Origin of the sequence: Micromonospora saelicesensis, assembly GCF_900091575.1 — a bacterium.
GTDB classification, from domain to species: domain Bacteria; phylum Actinomycetota; class Actinomycetes; order Mycobacteriales; family Micromonosporaceae; genus Micromonospora; species Micromonospora saelicesensis.
The window spans coordinates 1473674-1491023 of record NZ_FMCR01000001.1 but is presented as its reverse complement, the minus strand read 5'-3'; the positions used below and the strand labels follow the sequence as shown (position 1 = coordinate 1491023).

Genomic DNA, 17350 nt, shown 5'->3' with positions numbered 1-17350 from the left:
CGGTTCGGGGGTGGCGCCCGTCGGCATCGGTCGTCGCTCGGCTCGAAGCGCTAGGAGATCAGACCCTCGGCGCGGGCCCAGCGCAGCAGCTCCGCCTCGGCGGCGTCACGGTCCAGCGGGCCGTGCTCCAGGCGCTGCTCCTTGAGGTGCTTCCACGCCCGCCCGACCACCGGCCCCGGCGGTACGCCGAGCAGCTCCATGATCGCGTTACCGTCCAGGTCGGGTCGAACCCGCGCCAGGTCCTCCTCGGCCGCGATCCGGGCGATCCGATCCTCCAGCGCGTCGTAGTCGGCCGCGAGCTGGGCGGCCTTGCGCCGGTTGCGGGTCGTGCAGTCCGAGCGGGTCAGCTTGTGCAGGCGGGGCAGCAGGTCACCGGCGTCGGCGACGTAGCGGCGCACCGCCGAGTCGGTCCACTCGCCCCGCCCGTACCCGTAGAAGCGCAGGTGCAGCGCGACCAGCGCGGTCACCTGCGCGGTGACGTCCTTGGGGTAGCGCATCGCCTTCATCCGGGCCTTGGTCAGCCGAGCGCCGACCACCTCGTGGTGGTGGAAGCTGACCCGGCCGTCGGACCCGACCGCCTTCGTCGCCGGCTTGCCCACGTCGTGCAGGAGGGCGGCCATCCGCAGGATGAAGTCGCAGCCGTCCTCCTCGTAGGAGACCGCGTTCTCGACGACCGTCAACGTGTGCTCGTAGACGTCCTTGTGCTGCGCGTGCTCGTCGATCTCCAGCTTCAGGCCGGTCAGCTCCGGCAGGAACCGCTCGGCCAGCCCGGTGTCGACCAGCAGCCGCAGCCCGGTGATCGGGTCGGCGCCGCAGAGCAACTTGGTGAACTCGTCGCGGATCCGCTCGGCGGTGATCCGGTCCAGGTCGGCGGCCATCTCGGTCATCGCCAGGTGCACGTCCGGGTGCACGGCGAAACGCAGCTGCGCGGCGAACCGGGCGGCCCGCAGCATCCGCAGCGGGTCGTCGCCGAACGACTCACCAGGCGTGCTCGGGGTACGGATCACCTTGGCCGAAAGATCGTCCAGCCCACCGTGCGGGTCGGTGAACCGGTGGTCCGGCAGGCTGACCGCCATCGCGTTGATCGTGAAGTCGCGCCGCTTCAGGTCCTCGTCGAGGCTGGTGCCGTACACCACCACCGGGTTGCGGCTGACCTGGTCGTACGACTCCGCGCGGAAGGTGGTGATCTCCAGTCGGAGGCCGTCGCGCTGAGCGCCGATGGTGCCGAACTCCCGACCGGTCTCCCAGATCGACTCGGCCCAGCCCTTGATGATCCGCAGGGTCTCGTCGGGGTGCGCGTCGGTGCAGAAGTCGAGGTCATCCCCGAGTCGACCGAGCAGGGCATCCCGCACCGAACCGCCCACCAGGTGCAACTCGTGACCGGCGCGGACGAAGCGGCGGCCCAACTCGTCGGCGACCGGGGACACCCGGAGTAGTTCGGCGACGGCGTTGCGCTGCGCGGCGGTGAGTTCGCGGCGGTCGGCGGCGTGAGGAGCGGAGGCTTCGGACATGGGATCGCCAGCTTATCGGGCCGGGGTGTGATCCGATCCGCCGGGCGCGGGTAACGGGTGGGGGTTGACTATGGTCTGTGGCGTGCGGGTCGGTGTCCGACTCGACGTACCCCTGGGAGGCTGGAGATGAGCGGCGGGCTCTACCGCAGCGCCAACGCCGCGAACGACGGCGGCCCCGGTGTCCGTCCCGGGGACGGCGCCACCTTCATCTCCGCCGAGCCGCTGAACCAGCCGGCCATGGAGTCGACCGCGCCGCCGCAGGAGCAGGTGGGCGAGGCGAGCGCGGCGGCCAACAGTGCGGTGATGGCGATCGGCAGCCTGGTCAGCCGGGGTACCGGCTTCCTGCGCACGTTGGCGTTGACCGCCGCGCTGGGTGGGGCGTTGGTGGGTGACGCGTACACCACCGCGCAGATCCTGCCCGGCATGGTCTACGAGTTCCTGCTCGGCGGCATCCTCACCAGCGTGTTGATCCCGGTGCTGGTCCGTCGGCGCAGGGTCGACACCGACGGCGGGCAGGCGTACGCCCAGCGGCTGCTGACCCTGGCGGTGCTGGCCCTGGCCGTGGCGGCGCTGATCGCGGTCGCGTTCGCCTCGGTGCTGACGTCGCTCTACGCCAGCAAGAAGACGGGGACCGACTTCCGGGATCTCGTCACGGCGCTGTCGTACCTGATGTTGCCGATGATCTTCTTCACCGGTCTCAGTGCGTTGATCAGCGCGGTGCTCAACACCCGGGGTCACTTCGCCGCGCCGATGTGGGCGCCGATCCTCAACAACATCGTGGTGATCGCCACCGCCGGGTTGTACATCGCGATCTTCGGGGCCGAGATCGTCCGGCCCGACCAGATGACCCCCGGCCGGATTCTGCTGATCGGCGGCGGCACCCTGCTCGGCGTTGCGATCCAGGCCGCCGGCCTCCTGCCGGCGTTGCGCAAGGTCGGCTTCCGGTGGAAGTTCCGGTTCGACTTCCGCACTCTCGGGCTACGGGAGCTGGGGCGTCTCGGCGGCTGGATGTTCTGCTACGTCGCGGTGAGCCAGGTCGGCCTGATCGTGCTGTTCAACCTGCTCAACCGGGCCGGCAAGGAGAACGCTGCCGGCCCGCTGATCTACAACAACGTGTTCCTGCTGCTGATGATGGCGCACGGCATCATCGCCGTATCGATCATCACGGCACTGATGCCTCGGATGAGCGCAGCCGCCGCTGACGGCCGCTACTCCGACGTCGCCGCCGACCTGTCGCGGGGCACGCGCACCGTCTCGGCGGTGCTCGCCCCGATCGCGGTCTGCTACGCCGTACTGGCGACTCCGCTGGCCGTGACGCTGTTCCGCTACGGCGCGTTCACCGACGAGAATGCGGCAGACACCTCGCTGGTGCTGCTCCTGGCGGCGCTGGCGCTGGTGCCGTTCGCGATCAGCCAGCTCTTCACCTTCGCCTTCTACGCCCTGCCGGACACCCGCACCCCGGCGCTGATCAACATCCCGGTGGTCGCCCTGCGGATCGGCGTGCAGGTGGTGCTCTACGTCGCCTTCGCCGCCCACTTCGCCGCGGCCGGGATGATGATCGGCAACGCCGTGTCCTACCTGGCTGCCGCCTTCGCCTCCGCGTGGCTGCTGCGGCCCCGTGTGGGCCGGATCGGGATGGGTGCCATCCTGCGCACGCTCGGTCGGGTGGCGGTCGCCGCCTTGGGGGCCGCACTGGTCGGCCTCCTCGTCGTGAGTCTTCTGCCGGGCGGCGACAGGCCAAGTTGGATGCAGGCCGTCGTGCAGCTCGTGATCGGTGGCGTGGTGATCGGCGGGACCTACCTGGGTCTGGCCATGCTGCTGAAGATCGGCGAGATCACCGAGGTGGTCGGGATGGTTCGCCGGCGCCTCGGTCGCTGAACGTTCGCATCTGATTACAACAAGTTGGCACCCATACGGACCGTGACCACGGATCACCAGGCTGGGGATGCACCTGTGGATAACTCCGCGATTCGCCGGTCAACCGCCGCTTCGGCCTGTGGATAACCAACCGTACGGCTGAGGGTGGCGACCCGATCGGTGGGAACGTACGAGGTAGCGCGAGCGGCACGCCAGCCCAGCCCCGGCGTCGGTCACTTGCGGTGAGGCCGTAGATTAGCTAGTACATGTGCCAGCAACGTGGCTGACAACGGTCGTAACCGGACGAGCGCTTCGACTGCCGGAACCCCGCCAGGTACGGCGGGAAGATGACATGTCGGAGAGACGGGCAAGCCGGGTAAGGTCGCTCTCGACGGGTACGGCAGGGGCCGACGCTGGGCGTCGACACCGGTCGGCCGGTTCCTTCAACGGCAGAGCGGGAAGCCACATGCCCAGCAGTTCGGGTTCATCGATCGACACGATCACCGAGGGAGGACGGGTGACCCAGGTCGGCGAGGGTCAGGAGGCGGACGAAAGCGCTCCTCCGGTCATGACCTTCGGTGCTCCCACGGCCGGTGAAGTCCTCGCCGAGCGGTACGAACTGGTTGAGCACATCAACAACGACAGTGCGGGTCGGCTGGTCTGGCGCGGGGTCGACGTCATCCTGCGCCGTCCCGTTGCCGTGGTGCTGCGTTACCCGGGTGGCGACTCCGCCACCGAGATGCTTCAGGCCGCCGTCGCGGCCAGTCGGGTCATCCACCCCAACCTGGTCGGCGTCTACGACGCGATCGACGAGGCCGACCGGGCGTACGTGGTGCGCGAGTGGGTCGACGGGCAGTCCCTGCGGGACCTGGCGACCGACGGCCCTCTGGACCCCGCTCGGGCCACCGCGATCGGCAACGCCGTCGCGAGCGCGCTCGCCGCGGTGCACGCCACCGGCATGGTGCACGGCAACGTCCACCCCGGCACGGTCATGATCAGCGATGAGGGCCGGGTGGTCCTTGCCGACGCCCGCACCGACGGCGCCGACAGCCAGGAGAACGACATCCGGGCGGTCGGCGGTGTCCTCTACTTCGCGCTGACCGGCTCCTGGCCGCACGCCGAGGCACCACTGCGCGGCGCCACTGCCGGCCACGGCCGCGCCGCCATCCCGGACGCTGTTCGGGATGCCGGAGGTGCCATCGCGGCCCCGCGCCAGGTGCGGGCGGGCGTTCCGGCGTACCTGGACGACCTGACCATGGACCTGCTCGACGCCGAGATCGCGCCGCCGTCCTCCGACGTGCTCGCCGCCGAGTTGGCGCGACTGGACGTGCCGGCCGAGGATGAGCACTACCTCGACAACAGCGGGCCGCTGCGCTTCGCCGCCGAAACCGGGGAAGAGCCGTCACCGCTGGCCGCGGCCGGGGGCCGCAAGGTCGCCTTCGGCATCGCCAGCCTGCTGGCCGTCGCCCTGGTCGGTCTGCTGATCGGGATCATCGCCCTGGGCGGCGACGACGAGGACCCGCAGCCCACCCCGGCCGCCGCGCCGACCTCCAGTGCGCCGGCCGGCGACGCCACCCCGGCCGCCGCGACGGCCCGCAAGCTGACCGTGAAGAACGTCCGGATCATCGACCCGGACAGCAGCAATCGCAGTGAGGTCCGGAACGCCGAGAGGGTCATCGACGGCGACGAGGACAAGGGCTGGGAGACCGAGACCTACGAGAACAAGCCCAACTTCGGCAACCTGAAGAAGGGCATGGGCGTCTGGATCGACCTCGGCGAGCCGCACACCGTCAAGTCGGTGCAGGCAGTGCTGTCGGCCACCGGCGCGTCCGCCCAGCTGCTCGCCGGCACGACCAACCCGCCGTCCAGCACCAGCGGTGACAAGCAGTTGGTGGCGAGCTACAAGACCGCCATCGGCCAGCCGTTCGAGGACCACGACGGCACCACCATGACGTTCAACGGCTTCGACGCAGACCAGAAATACCGGTACCTGCTGTTCTGGATCACCGAGCTGCCGCCGTCCGAGAACGGGTTCAAGCTGGGGGTGCAGGAGATTACGGTCCAGGGGTCGTGAGCCGGGCTCCACGGTCCGGGCACCGCTCGCACTGGGCGCGGTGATGGACGGGCGCGCCGCCGCAGAGGACCTGGAGCTGCTGCGCGCGCACGCCGCCGGAGACCGGGACGCCTTCGCCGAACTGTTCCACCGGCACCGGGACCGGCTGTGGGCGGTGGCCCTGCGGACGCTCGGCGACCGCGAGGAGGCAGCCGACGCCCTCCAGGACGCCCTGCTGTCGGCGCATCGGGCGGCGGCCCGCTTCCGCGGCGACTCCGCCGTCACCACCTGGCTGCACCGGATCGTGGTCAACGCCTGCCTGGACCGGATCCGACGCCGGCAGGCGCATCCCACCGTGCCGCTGCCGGACGGCAACCGGGCCGACGACGGCACCGGCGGGCTCGAGCCGGCGGCACCGGTGACGGACCACGACACCGTGCTGGTGGTCCGCGAGGCGCTCGCCGCGCTGCCCCTTGAGCAGCGCGCCGCTCTGGTGCTGGTCGACGTACAGGGCTATCCGGTCGCCGAGGTCGCCCGCATCCTCGGCGTCGCCGAGGGCACCGTGAAGAGCCGGTGTGCCAGGGGCCGGGCGCGGCTGGCCGTGCTGCTCGGGCACCTCCGCCCCGCCGCCGTCGCGACGCCTTCGGCCCGCCCGGACCCCATCACCCCGATCACGGGCGTGCCGGGCGTCACGCCGGGGAACCCCGACCCGGTGCAGGGCGTCGGATCGGGGTCAGGTCGGTACCGGCGGGACGCCAACCAGGAGGACACGTGACGACCGAGGGGTTCCGGGAGGTCGACATCGACCTCCTCGCTGACTACCTCGGCGGGGCGTTGGACGGCACCCCGCAGCAGGACGAGGTCGCCCGACTGGTCTCCGCGGACCCGTCCTGGGCCGAGGCGTACGCGCTGCTGGCCCCCGCCGTGACCGAGGTCAGGACGGACCTGAGCCGCTGGGGCGAGCCGTCCCCGGAGATGCCGTCGGCGATCACCGACCGCCTCCTGGCCGCGTTGGCCTCCGCGGAGCCGACGACCGACACCTCGACCGAGAAGGCATCCGCCGGCGCGCCCAGCCTCGATCGGGACGGCGACACGGCGACGCCGTTGGTCGTACCGGCGCAGGGCGGTGCCGGTCGCCGGCCTCCCGTCCCCACGCCCGGCGGGTCGGGGCGCCCGACGTCCACCGGTCCGGGCCGCCGCCAGCGCGGCTGGGCCCGCCGTGGCGCACCCGTGGCCGCCGCCGCGATCGCCGTCATCGCCGTCGCGCTGGGCCTCAATCAGCTCTCGATGCGGGCGTCGGACGACTCCGCTGACACCAACGCCATGAACCAGCCGGCGAGCGCGCCGGAGGGCGTCGCGGGGGCCGGGACGGCCCGCACCACCGGGCCGGCACTGCGCAGTGGTACGAACTACACCCCGCAGACCCTCGCCAACGCCTACGGCACGGGCGTGCCACGCACACCGGCTGCCAGCCGGCCGACCGGCAACACCCCGGGCGAGCAGCCAAAGGTGGATGCCGAGGGCGAGCGCCGTCCCTCTCCCGACGGGTCGGACCGGCTGGCCCGGCTGACCGACGAAGCCGCGCTGACCAGCTGTCTGGCCAGCGTCGCGGCGGAGCACGGATCGGCCCCACTGGTGGTCGAGGTGATCGACTACGCGCGGTTCCAGGGCGAACAGGCGCTGGTCATCCACTTCACCGACGCAACCGGTGCCCGGTGGGCCTGGGTGAGTGGCCCGGAGTGCGGAGTGCCTGGGTCCGGCTCGGACAGCCGGTATTCGGCGCGGGTAGGGTGAATCCACGGTCAATGGCACGATGACCCCCCACGTGACCTGACCCACCGGATGCCCGGCTCGGGAATCCCCGGTTCGTACGATGACGTTCTGGAAGTCAGCTGCCGGCCCCACCCAGGCGTCGGCGACTCGGATCAGCATCGGTGCTCGCGCCGACGCCGAACACACACAACTCGGGAGACGGCAGTGGACGAGGTCCGCAACCTGATCATCATCGGCTCCGGGCCGGCCGGCTACACAGCGGCGGTCTACGCCGCACGTGCCAACCTGAAGCCGCTGATCATTGAGGGCGTGCAGTCCGGTGGCGCGCTGATGACCACGACCGAGGTGGAAAACTTCCCCGGCTTCGCCGACGGCATCCTCGGCCCCGAGCTGATGGACAACATGCGCAAGCAGGCCGAGCGGTTCGGCGCCGAGTTCCTCACCGACGACGTGACCCGGGTCGAGCTGGTGGACACCGGCGACGCCGGCTCCGGCGCGGTGAGCACCGTCTGGGTCGGCGAGACCGCCTACCGGGCGCGATCCATCATTCTCTCCACCGGTTCGGCCTGGCGTCCGCTGGGCGTGCCCGGTGAGCAGGAATTCCTGGGCCACGGCGTCTCCGCGTGTGCCACCTGTGACGGCTTCTTCTTCCGCAACCAGCAGATCGTGGTAGTCGGTGGCGGCGACTCGGCGATGGAGGAGGCCACCTTCCTCACCCGCTTCGCGGAGTCGGTGACCATCATCCACCGCCGCGACTCGTTCCGGGCCAGCAAGATCATGGCCGACCGGGCGCTGAGCAACGAGAAGATCAAGGTCGAGTGGAACAGCACCGTCGAGGAGATCCTCGGCGAGGACGGCAAGGTCACCGGCGTACGCGTCCGCAACGTGCACACCGGCGAGACCAAGGTGATGGACGTGACCGGCGTCTTCGTCGCCATCGGTCACGACCCTCGCAGCGAGCTGTTCCAGGGCCAGGTCGAGCTGGACGACGAGGGCTACGTGAAGGTCCACGCCCCGAGCACCCGCACCAACGTGCCCGGTGTCTTCGCCGCCGGCGACGTGGTCGACCACACCTACCGTCAGGCGATCACCGCGGCCGGCACCGGTTGTGCCGCCGCGCTCGACGCCGAGCGGTTCATCGCGACGCTCAGCTGAAACAAGAACACATCCCGGAGGAGGGGCATAGTGGGAACAACCAAGGCGGTCACCGACAAGAGCTTCGTCGCTGACGTGCTGCAGGCCGACAAGCCGGTGCTGGTGGACTTCTGGGCGGAGTGGTGCGGGCCGTGCCGCAAGGTGTCGCCGCTGCTCGAGGAGATCGCCCGGGAGATGGGTGACCAGGTCACCATCGTCAAGCTCAACATCGACGAGAACCCGGAGACCGCTCGGGCCTACCGGGTGATGTCGGTGCCGACGCTGACCGTCTTCAAGAACGGCCAGCCGGTGCAGTCGATCGCTGGTGCCAAGCCGAAGGGCGAGCTGGTCCGGCTCATCGAATCGGCCCTCTGATCAGCAGAAACATCAACCGAACCCCGTACCCGCTCGCCGGGTGCGGGGTTCGGTGTCTTCTCGGCCGTGCCGCCGACGTATTTCTCGGCCCAGCCACCTCGCCGCCCCGGAGCGCATAGCCTCAAGCCTGGGCCGCCCGGCCAGCCAGCGTCGTGCAGAGGGGGTCGTGCGTGCGTCCGATCCGACCCGGTGACCGGGGACCAGCGGTCACGGAGATCCGTACCATCCTGACCGGCCTCGAACTACTGGCCGCCGCCGGCCCGCAAAGCGACGAGTTCGACCTCGACACCGAGCGGGCGGTCCGCGCGTTCCAGCAGTCGCGAGGGCTCAGTGTGGACGGCCGGGTCGGCGCGGAGACCTGGCGAGCCCTGGACGCCGCCCGTTGGCGGCTCGGCGCCCGCACCCTCTACCACGCGGTCCCCGAGCCGCTCACCGGCGAGGATGTCCGGTCGCTACAGGAGCGACTGCTGGAGATGGGGTACGACGTGGGCCGCGCGGACGCGATCTACGGCGTCCGGACGTCGCGGGCGGTGGCCCAGTTCCAGCGTGAGGTCGGGCTCACCCCGGACGGCTCCTGCGGCCCACACACGATGAACGCGCTCCGGCGGATCGGCCGCAAGGTGGTCGGTGGCCGCCCGCAGTGGCTCCGTGAATCCGACGCGATCCGACAGTCCGGGCCGGCGTTGGTCGGCAAGACGGTCGTCATCGACCCGGGGCACGGCGGCACCGACCCTGGGATGGTGGTGCCCGACGGCTCGCTGCGCTGGACCGAGGCGGACCTGGTGCACGACCTGGCCAGCCGACTGGAGGGGCGACTCGCCGCCTCCGGGGTGCGGGTGCAGCTCACCCGGGGCCCGTCGCCCGACAGTTGCCTGCCGGACACCGACCGGGCCCTGCTCGCCAACTCGCTCGGCGCCGACGTGTTCATCTCGCTGCACCTGGACGGCCACGCCAACCCGGATGCGGACGGCGTCGCGACCTACCACTACGGCACCGACAACGGGGTGACCTCGGCGACCGGTGAACGCCTGGCCGGGCTGGTGCAGCGGGAGATCGTCGCCCGCACCGGGCTGCGGGACTGCCGTACCCACGCCAAGACGTGGGAGTTGCTGCGACTGACGCGGATGCCCGCCGTCCGGGTCGAGGTCGGCTACCTCACCTCGCCGACGGACCGCGCCCACCTTGTCGACCCCCGGTTCCGGGACCGGGTGGTGGAAGCGATCGTCGCCGCGGTGCAGCGGATGTACTACCCGATCGAACGAGACGTCCCGACCGGCTCGCTCGACGTCAGCGAACTGCGTGCGGTGGTGACCGCCGGCACGGTGGTGGACTGATTCGCCGCCGGGCGTCAGCCGTTGGTGGAGCGGGTGGCCGGTGCCGGACGGACCGGCCGGAGCAGGGTCTCGGGGCTCATCGACCCGAGCAGCTTCTCCAGCGCGTACTCGACGTCGGACTTCCAGCTCAGCGCCGTACGCAGCTCAAGGCGCAACCGAGGGAAGCGCGGATGCGGACGTACGGTCTTGAAGCCCACGGAGAGGAAGAAGTCGACAGGGGCCACGCAACCGCCGGCGGGGTCGTCCGCGTCGCCGAACTTGGCGTCGCCGAACGCCTCGATCGCCTTGATCCCACGCTTGGTCAGGTCCCGGGCGACACCCTGCACCAGCATCCGGCCCAACCCGCCGCCGGAGAACGCGGCGACTACGTTGGCGGTCATCAACAGTGCTGCGTCCGCGGAGACCGGTGAGGTCGGGAACGCCATCGAACGGGGCACGTAGGCGGGCGGGGCGTACATCACGAAGCCGGCCGGCATGCCGTCGACGTACGCGAGCTTGCCGCAGGAGCCCCACTCCAGCAGCGTCTGCGAGACCCACGCCTCCTTCTCCAGGCCCGGATCGCCAGCGGCGCAGGCCCGGTCCGCGGAGACCGGATCGAGCTCCCAGTAGACGCACTGCCGGCATGGGCGCGGGAGGTCTTCCAACGTGTCGAGGGTCAGGCTGACCAGACGTCGCGACATATGGCGCATCCCCACAATAGGCTCGGTGGTGAGACCGGCATGGAACGACAGCGCCGCCTTCCTGCCCCCGACGAGCGATCGTACGCCGCCGACCGGCGATACGGGAGGGGACGCGCAGATGCCCACCGCAACGGGGGACGCCGAGGACGGTCCGCCATGTGGTCGATCCGCTTCGGTGCGGCGACGGCGCGACGCCGGCGGATTAGGATCGACAATCGGTGTCCCTTCCGCCATGGTCAGCGGTGTGTGGGGTACCCGGGGCGGTAGCCACCCGAGCAGCGATCGAGGTGAGGTCATGACCGGCACGACACTCGACGACTACACCGACCGGTACGCCCGGCGTGTACGCGGGATGACCGCCTCCGAGATCCGAGCACTGTTCGCGGTGGCAAGTCGTCCGGAGGTCGTCTCGCTCGCCGGCGGCGCACCGTACATCGCCGCCCTTCCGCTGGACGCTGTCGGCGAGATGCTCGGCCGGCTCGGCTCCGAGCACGGCGTGACCACCCTTCAGTACGGCATTGGTCAGGGCACCCTCGAGCTGCGCGAGCGGATCTGCGAGGTGATGTCGCTCTCCGGGATCGACGCCGCGTGCGGTGCTTCCCCCGAGGACGTCGTGGTCACCGTGGGCGGGCAGCAGGCACTGGACCTGGTGGCCCGGCTCTTTCTCGACCCGGGTGACGTGGTGCTCGCCGAGGGGCCGACGTACGTCGGTGCGCTCGGCGTGTTTCAGGCCGCCCAGGCGCAGGTCGTCCACGTACCGATGGATGCGGACGGGCTCATCCCGGAGGCGCTGGAGACGGCCATCGCCGACCTCGCCCGCGCCGGCCAGCGGGTCAAGTTCCTCTACACGATCCCCACGTACCAGAACCCGACCGGCGTGACGCTCAGCGAGGAGCGCCGGGAACGGGTGCTCGACATCTGTGAGCGCGCCGGTCTACTCGTCGTCGAGGACGACCCGTACGGCCAGCTGGGGTTCGAGGGTGAGGCCCCGGCACCCCTGCGGGCCCGCCGCCGCGACGGCGTCTTCTACCTCAGCACCTTCTCCAAGACCTTCGCCCCCGGCCTGCGGGTCGGCTGGATCCTGGCGCCGCACGCGGTCCGCGACAAGCTGGTTATCGCCAGCGAAGCGCAGATCCTCTGCCCCAGCGGTTTCGCCCAGGCCGCGGTGGCCACCTACCTGAGCACGATGCCCTGGCGGCAGCAGCTCAAGGTCTACCGCGAGGTCTACCGGGAACGCCGTGACGCCCTGCTCGACGCGATGGCCGACCTGATGCCCGAGGGCACCAGTTGGACCACCCCGGCCGGCGGTCTCTTCGTGTGGGCCAGCCTGCCCGACGGGCTCGACTCGAAGGCCATGATGCCGCGAGCGGTTGCCGCCCGGGTCGCCTACGTTCCCGGCACCGGCTTCTACGCCGACGGCACCGGCACCGACGCCATGCGGCTGAACTTCAGCTTCCCGCCGCCGGAGCGGATCCGCGAGGGCGTCCGCCGGCTGGCCGGTGTGATGGAGCAGGAAATCGCGATGCGCCGGGTCTTCGGCGCCGTGGGTGGTGCCGCCGGCCGACGCGGCCGGGCCGGCTCCGACGTGCCCGGGCCCGACTTGGCATGATGCCGGCATGGGTACGACCGCCGAGCACCTCCTCGTGACCGATTCCGCCATCTCGGCCGACCTGCGCGTCGTGGTGCTCGCCGGTGGGCTCTCCTACGAACGGGACGTGTCGCTGCGCTCCGGTCGTCGGGTGCTCGACGCGCTGCGCGCCGTCGGGGTGGAGGCCGAGCTGCGAGACGCGGACGTGGCGCTGCTACCGGCACTCGCGGCCGACCCGCCGGACGCGGTGGTGATCGCACTGCACGGCGCTACCGGCGAGGACGGCTCACTGCGCGGGGTGCTGGATCTGTGCGACGTCCCGTACGTCGGCTGCGACGCTCGGGCCTCCCGGGTCGCCTGGGACAAGCCCTCGGCCAAGGCGGTGCTCCGCGAGGCCGGCATCCCCACCCCCGACTGGGTGGCGCTCCCGCACGATCGTTTCTCCGAGCTCGGCGCGGTCGCCGTCCTGGACCGGATCGTCGACCGTCTGGGCGTACCCCTGATGGTGAAGCCGGCGCAGGGCGGGTCCGGGCTGGGCGGGGCGGTGGTCCGGGACGCCGCCGCGCTGCCCGCCGCAATGGTCGGCTGCTTCGCGTACTACTCCACGGCACTGGTGGAGCGGTACGTGCCGGGGATGGACGTGGCAGTCTCCGTCGTCGACCTCGGCGACGGCCCGCAGGCGCTGCCGCCGGTGGAGATCGTGCCGCGCAACGGCGTGTACGACTACGCCGCCCGCTACACCGCAGGACGGACCACCTGGCACGCCCCAGCCCGGCTGGCCCCGGAGGTGGCCGCCACGGTCGCTGACGTGGCCCTCGCGGCGCACACCGCACTCGGTCTACGGGATCTCTCCCGCGTCGACGTGATCGTGGACGCGGCCGGCCAGCCGCACGTGCTGGAGGTCAACGTCTCGCCGGGGATGACGGAGACATCACTGCTTCCGCTCGCCGCGCAGGCGGCCGGGTTGGACTTCGGCCGACTCCTCGGCACCCTGGTCGCCCGAGCAGCCGGCCGCCTCACCAAGCACTGACCTACCTGCCAACCCGTTCGGCCGAGCGGACCACCCGCCGGACGACCATGAGGTTGGCCGGTCCGGGTCAACCTCATGGTCGGTTCCAGATCAGTAGGTCGCGCGTACGTCGGGTGTGTCGCTGCCGTTGGTGCGTGCGGCCGCGCCCGGAGTGCCGGCGCTCTTCTCGGGGGCGGTCGTGTTGACGGCCTCTCCCTCTCCGGAGGCGCCCTCGGCGGCCAGGTCGGACGCGGCCGGGTTGACGGAACCAGCCTCGTCGGCGCTTCCGCTCGCCGGGCCGACGACGTGAGGCCCGCCGGTGGGAATCTCCGCCGGGCCGACGTGGAGTCCGTCGGTAGCCGTCGTGGTGGCGCTGCCGGATGCTGCGCTGCCGGGTGCTGCGGCGGTGGAGTCCCGGGTGCCGGAGGTCGGGATGCCGGGCAGATTGGTGGCGGATGCCGTCCGAACGGGTGCAGCCGCCGGACCGCTGACCGTGGCCGACCGGGCGGGTTCAGCCGCGCGGTCGGTGACGGTGGTCGTCGTCGAGCCGGCGTCCGGGTCCATGACCGGTTCGGCCCGGGGTCCGCTGTCGGCGTCGGTCGGATCAGGAGTGGAGTCGAGCGCTGGTTCCGGGATCTCCTCTGCCGCCTCGATGACCGAGACAGCCTCCGTCCCGGCTGCTGCCGCTGAGGCAGCCTCCGCTGCGGCAGCGGCATCGGCGGCAGCGGACTGGGCCAGCAGACTGGACGGCGCCTGCCACTGGATGCGGGGCGGCTCGGCGAGCGGACGGCCACCGAACTCGGCGAGCCAGGCTGCGACGAGCGCCAGATTTTCCCGCCACTGCGCCTCGGAGATCGGCGGCAGGATCGAGTCCCACAGGGACAGGAACGTGCCCCGTAGCTGAAGGCGGCCGTACGGACGGGCGAGGAACCACATGTGCAGATGAGCCGAGCCGTCGCCCCAGCGATTGACGTGCACCCGTGCCACGCCGTCGAGCGACCGGATGGCCCGCTCCAGACGTACGGTCATCACCCCCAACTCGGCGGCCAGCAGGTTGGGCAGATCGCCGAGGTCGAGGTGGGTGCGCGATTCCAGGATGAGCACCATGGGCAGGCCGGTGGGCCGGTCCATGGCGCGGACCCGCCACCGCTCACCGACCCAGATGTAGGCGTCGTCGGGTGCGTTGCAGGCGGTGCATTCCCGGAGACCCTCGCCCTTCCGGGGCGGTTCGACCGGGACCGGATCATCGAGTTGCTTAACGTGGAGGTCACCCTCGAAGGGAAATGACGGCCACTGGGTGAAGTCCGGGACTGAGGGAGGGTTGTCGTGCACGACGCTGACCCTAACCGAGTCTGGCACCGCTGTCCCTACCTGTTCGAGCGGTCCCGGGCCACCGGATCGGTGCCCACCGTCGACCTGGTGCGCGTGGTTGCGCGGGGCGCCGAGAGGCGATATCCACAGGCTGCCGAGATCCTGAACACAGGCCGTCATCCACAGGCTCGCACCCGCTCCCACGCGCTGTTTCACGTGAAACGGGGGGTGCCTGTGGACAACCGGTGTGGATAACTTTTCGGCCAGTCGGTCGTTGTCCGCGACCCGCCAAATCGGCGGGTTCGATGGCTGCTGAAGACGGAATTGGACGGGGGCGCTCCGATCGGCTCCGCATGCCGCCGCCGGCGCGCGATACCCAGCCGCCGACGCCGCCCGCTGGGTCATTTGGCACACGTCGGAGGTGACGGCTTGGCTCGGTTCGCGGAGCGCGCCAGCACAGACCTCGGCCCGTGCGGCATGGACGGCCCGATGCCCGGATGCCTGAACATCCGGATGAACGTCCGGATGCTCTGGACGCCGAAGGACGGGGAGTCGAACCGCAGCAACGACGTCGAGCTTCTGAGATTGGAGGTGACTGCGCTTGACCGTCACCCCGACCCAAAGGGTTTCCGATCGGGCGCCAGCGAGCCGCTATCTCGGTTTCACGTGAAACCGTGCGCCGGGCGGCGAGGGCGGCGAGGGCGGTCCGGCGGTCCGGGGCCGGGCTCGCGCTGGCCTACCGCTCGTACACCCGGTTCACACGGGCCGGCAGCGGCGGCCCGGCAGCGGCGCGGTGGCCCGGCAGCGGCCCGGAGGCCCGGAGGCCCGGAGGCCCGGAGGCCCGGAGGCCCGGAGGCCTGGCGGTCTCTCGCCAGGTCGCTGCGAGGCTGCCACTCCGCCGGACTGATCGCGTTCGAGAGCTGCGGCCCATCTGCGGATGACCACGGAGACGCCGTTTCGCGCCGCTCAGCGGCTCGCTGACGCTTTGATCCGCGCGGGGGGTGGTTGCGGTCGAGCGGACTATCCCGGAGCCCTCTGCGACGCGTGTAGTGGATCCATCAGCGCCCGCTCTCACCTCAGCGACCGCCGCCAGTCACCCCCACTGCGTCCGCCACCCGCCGCTGCGTCCGCTCCCCCCCTGAGCCGCTCGCGATGTCGGGCTCGCCGTCCATCGCGGCGCCGTCACCACCCCCATCGCGGCGCCCCCGCCCGCCTCGCCCGTCGCCGCGTCCGCCACCTGACACCTGACACCTGACACCCCACGCCCCACGCCCCACCCCAAACCCCACACCCACACCCCACGCCCACACGCCACGCCCACACGCCACGCCCACGCCCCACGCCCATCGCCCCACGCCCCAAGCCCCAAGCCCCAAGCCCAAGCCCAAGCCCATCGCCCATCGCCCATCGCCCATCGCCCATCGCCCATCGCCCATCGCCCGCGGATTGTGCTGTCGAACGTGCGGGCCGGCGCGACCGATCCATCGGCCCACCACTCCCGCCGACTCCTCCTGCTGCCAGAGAAGGACGCCGGGTCGGCTGGCCGAGCCGAGAGCGACCACGAGCCGCAGCGCACGCCGATCCGCTGAATCAGCGCCGCCGTCTGTTTCACGTGAAACCGCGACGACCCTGGGATGCAGAACGGCCGCGCCCCCGTTGGGGTAGCGCGGCCGTAGGCGAGCGGGCGGGGTCAGTCCTCCCCGCCCTCCTCCTGTTGCACTCCGATGATCCCGACGATCCGCTCAAGGTCGTCCACCGTCGCGAACTCAATCGTGATCTTGCCCTTGCTCCGGCCGATGTCCACCTTCACGCGGGTGTCGAACCGGTCGGACAGGCGATCGGCGAGGTCGGTCAGGGCCGGCGCGTGCGCCTTGGGTCGTCGTTTCGCGGCCTGACCCTTCGCCGGCCCGTCGTTGAGGGCCAAGGCCACGATCTCCTCGGTCGCCCGAACCGACAGTCCCTCGGCCACGATCCGCAGGGCCAACTGTTCCTGTGCCTCCGCCTCGTCGAGGCTCAGCAGGGCGCGGGCGTGCCCCGCCGACAGGATGCCGGCGGCAACCCGGCGCTGCACCGGTGCGGGCAGGTTCAGCAGTCGGATCGTGTTGGAGATCTGTGGGCGACTCCGGCCGATCCGGCGGGCCAACTCCTCGTGGGTGGCCCCGAACTCCTCCAGCAGTTGCTGGTAGGCGGCGGCCTCTTCCAGAGGGTTCAGGTTCGCCCGGTGGATGTTCTCCAGCAGGGCGTCGCGGAGCATCGCGTCGTCACGGGTGTCCCGGACGATCGCCGGGATGCTATCCCGCCCCACCGCCTGGGCGGCCCGCCAGCGCCGCTCGCCCATCACCAGTTCGTACTTCTCGTCGTCGAGTTGCCGAACGACGATGGGCTGGAGGAAGCCGACCTCCTGGATCGAGGTCTTCAGCTCCTCCAGCGCCTCCTCATCGAAGACCTGGCGGGGCTGCTTCGGGTTGGGCATGATCGCGTCGACCGGGATCTCGGCGAATCGAGCACCGGGCACCGGGCTCAGCACCGGTTCCGGCTCACGAACCGGCGCTCCGGCCGGCACTGCGGCGACAGCGACGGTGCCCGCGTCGTCCAGGTGCTCGTTCTCCGGCTCTGCCGTCGCGGTGCCAGCGGCAGCCGGCGCCGGCCCGGTCGGGATCAGCGCCCCCAGGCCCCTACCCAGACCGCCCCGAGGACGGTTCTTCATGCCACGCCTCCCAGCGAT

13 protein-coding genes are annotated in these 17350 nt (G+C 71.1%); 9 read left to right on the top strand and 4 right to left on the bottom strand.

What is annotated here, in order from left to right:
* Positions 1 to 50 precede the first annotated feature (50 nt).
* Positions 51 to 1511, bottom strand: a complete 1461-nt coding sequence (locus GA0070561_RS07045; RefSeq protein WP_091396600.1) for a CCA tRNA nucleotidyltransferase — start codon at positions 1509 to 1511, stop codon at positions 51 to 53.
* A 126-nt stretch (positions 1512 to 1637) separates the two neighbouring features.
* On the opposite strand from GA0070561_RS07045, the gene murJ reads away from it, so the two are divergent.
* The 7 genes from murJ to GA0070561_RS07010 all read left to right on the top strand — a co-directional run bounded on the left by murJ (position 1638) and on the right by GA0070561_RS07010 (position 10037).
* On the top strand, positions 1638 to 3389 hold the full coding sequence (gene murJ, locus GA0070561_RS07040) for a murein biosynthesis integral membrane protein MurJ (RefSeq protein WP_091396597.1): 1752 nt from the start codon (positions 1638 to 1640) through the stop codon (positions 3387 to 3389).
* 445 nt (positions 3390 to 3834) lie between these two features.
* The gene (locus tag GA0070561_RS07035; RefSeq protein WP_091396593.1) at positions 3835 to 5442 is read left to right on the top strand and encodes a protein kinase family protein; all 1608 of its coding nucleotides are present in this window, start codon (positions 3835 to 3837) and stop codon (positions 5440 to 5442) included.
* A gap of 43 nt (positions 5443 to 5485) precedes the next feature.
* A complete protein-coding gene (gene sigM, locus GA0070561_RS07030; protein WP_091396589.1) occupies positions 5486 to 6196 on the top strand; it encodes an RNA polymerase sigma factor SigM in 711 nt (236 codons plus the stop codon).
* A complete protein-coding gene (locus tag GA0070561_RS07025) occupies positions 6193 to 7215 on the top strand; it encodes a hypothetical protein (protein WP_091396585.1) in 1023 nt (340 codons plus the stop codon). Before sigM ends, GA0070561_RS07025 begins: the two co-directional genes overlap by 4 nt.
* 183 nt (positions 7216 to 7398) lie before the next feature.
* Positions 7399 to 8349: a thioredoxin-disulfide reductase gene (gene trxB, locus GA0070561_RS07020; protein ID WP_091396582.1), complete on the top strand. Its 951-nt coding sequence runs from the start codon at positions 7399 to 7401 to the stop codon at positions 8347 to 8349.
* Between the two features lie 30 nt (positions 8350 to 8379).
* The gene (gene trxA, locus GA0070561_RS07015; protein ID WP_030331849.1) at positions 8380 to 8703 is read left to right on the top strand and encodes a thioredoxin; all 324 of its coding nucleotides are present in this window, start codon (positions 8380 to 8382) and stop codon (positions 8701 to 8703) included.
* A gap of 170 nt (positions 8704 to 8873) precedes the next feature.
* Positions 8874 to 10037 carry an N-acetylmuramoyl-L-alanine amidase gene (locus GA0070561_RS07010; protein WP_091396579.1) on the top strand — a complete coding sequence of 388 codons (1164 nt, stop codon included), beginning with the start codon at positions 8874 to 8876 and terminating at the stop codon, positions 10035 to 10037.
* A 14-nt stretch (positions 10038 to 10051) separates the two neighbouring features.
* Here the strand turns inward: GA0070561_RS07010 and GA0070561_RS07005 are convergent, their stop codons facing one another.
* Positions 10052 to 10717 carry a GNAT family N-acetyltransferase gene (locus GA0070561_RS07005; protein WP_091396576.1) on the bottom strand — a complete coding sequence of 222 codons (666 nt, stop codon included), beginning with the start codon at positions 10715 to 10717 and terminating at the stop codon, positions 10052 to 10054.
* 295 nt (positions 10718 to 11012) lie between these two features.
* On the opposite strand from GA0070561_RS07005, the gene GA0070561_RS07000 reads away from it, so the two are divergent.
* Together GA0070561_RS07000 and GA0070561_RS06995 are read left to right on the top strand one after the other, a co-directional pair.
* On the top strand, positions 11013 to 12326 hold the full coding sequence (locus tag GA0070561_RS07000) for an aminotransferase-like domain-containing protein (protein ID WP_091396573.1): 1314 nt from the start codon (positions 11013 to 11015) through the stop codon (positions 12324 to 12326).
* Between the two features lie 7 nt (positions 12327 to 12333).
* Complete coding sequence (locus GA0070561_RS06995; RefSeq protein WP_091397536.1) at positions 12334 to 13335, top strand: D-alanine--D-alanine ligase family protein; 1002 nt, start codon at positions 12334 to 12336, stop codon at positions 13333 to 13335.
* 90 nt (positions 13336 to 13425) lie between these two features.
* Here the strand turns inward: GA0070561_RS06995 and GA0070561_RS34090 are convergent, their stop codons facing one another.
* Positions 13426 to 14646 carry a hypothetical protein gene (locus GA0070561_RS34090; protein WP_425255883.1) on the bottom strand — a complete coding sequence of 407 codons (1221 nt, stop codon included), beginning with the start codon at positions 14644 to 14646 and terminating at the stop codon, positions 13426 to 13428.
* 1669 nt (positions 14647 to 16315) lie between these two features.
* Entirely contained in the window at positions 16316 to 17332 is a 1017-nt protein-coding gene (locus GA0070561_RS06980) for a ParB/RepB/Spo0J family partition protein (RefSeq protein ID WP_091396565.1), read from the bottom strand.
* Between the last annotated feature and the right edge of the window lie 18 nt (positions 17333 to 17350).

Coding starts and splice junctions, on each gene's coding strand:
- sigM (WP_091396589.1), top strand. CDS start 5,486: ATGGACGGGCGCGCCGCCGCAGAGGACCTGGAGCTGCTGCGCGCGCAC.
- GA0070561_RS07005 (WP_091396576.1), bottom strand. CDS start 10,717: ATGTCGCGACGTCTGGTCAGCCTGACCCTCGACACGTTGGAAGACCTC.
- GA0070561_RS07000 (WP_091396573.1), top strand. CDS start 11,013: ATGACCGGCACGACACTCGACGACTACACCGACCGGTACGCCCGGCGT.
- murJ (WP_091396597.1), top strand. CDS start 1,638: ATGAGCGGCGGGCTCTACCGCAGCGCCAACGCCGCGAACGACGGCGGC.
- GA0070561_RS07045 (WP_091396600.1), bottom strand. CDS start 1,511: ATGTCCGAAGCCTCCGCTCCTCACGCCGCCGACCGCCGCGAACTCACC.
- GA0070561_RS07035 (WP_091396593.1), top strand. CDS start 3,835: ATGCCCAGCAGTTCGGGTTCATCGATCGACACGATCACCGAGGGAGGA.
- GA0070561_RS06995 (WP_091397536.1), top strand. CDS start 12,334: ATGGGTACGACCGCCGAGCACCTCCTCGTGACCGATTCCGCCATCTCG.
- GA0070561_RS06980 (WP_091396565.1), bottom strand. CDS start 17,332: ATGAAGAACCGTCCTCGGGGCGGTCTGGGTAGGGGCCTGGGGGCGCTG.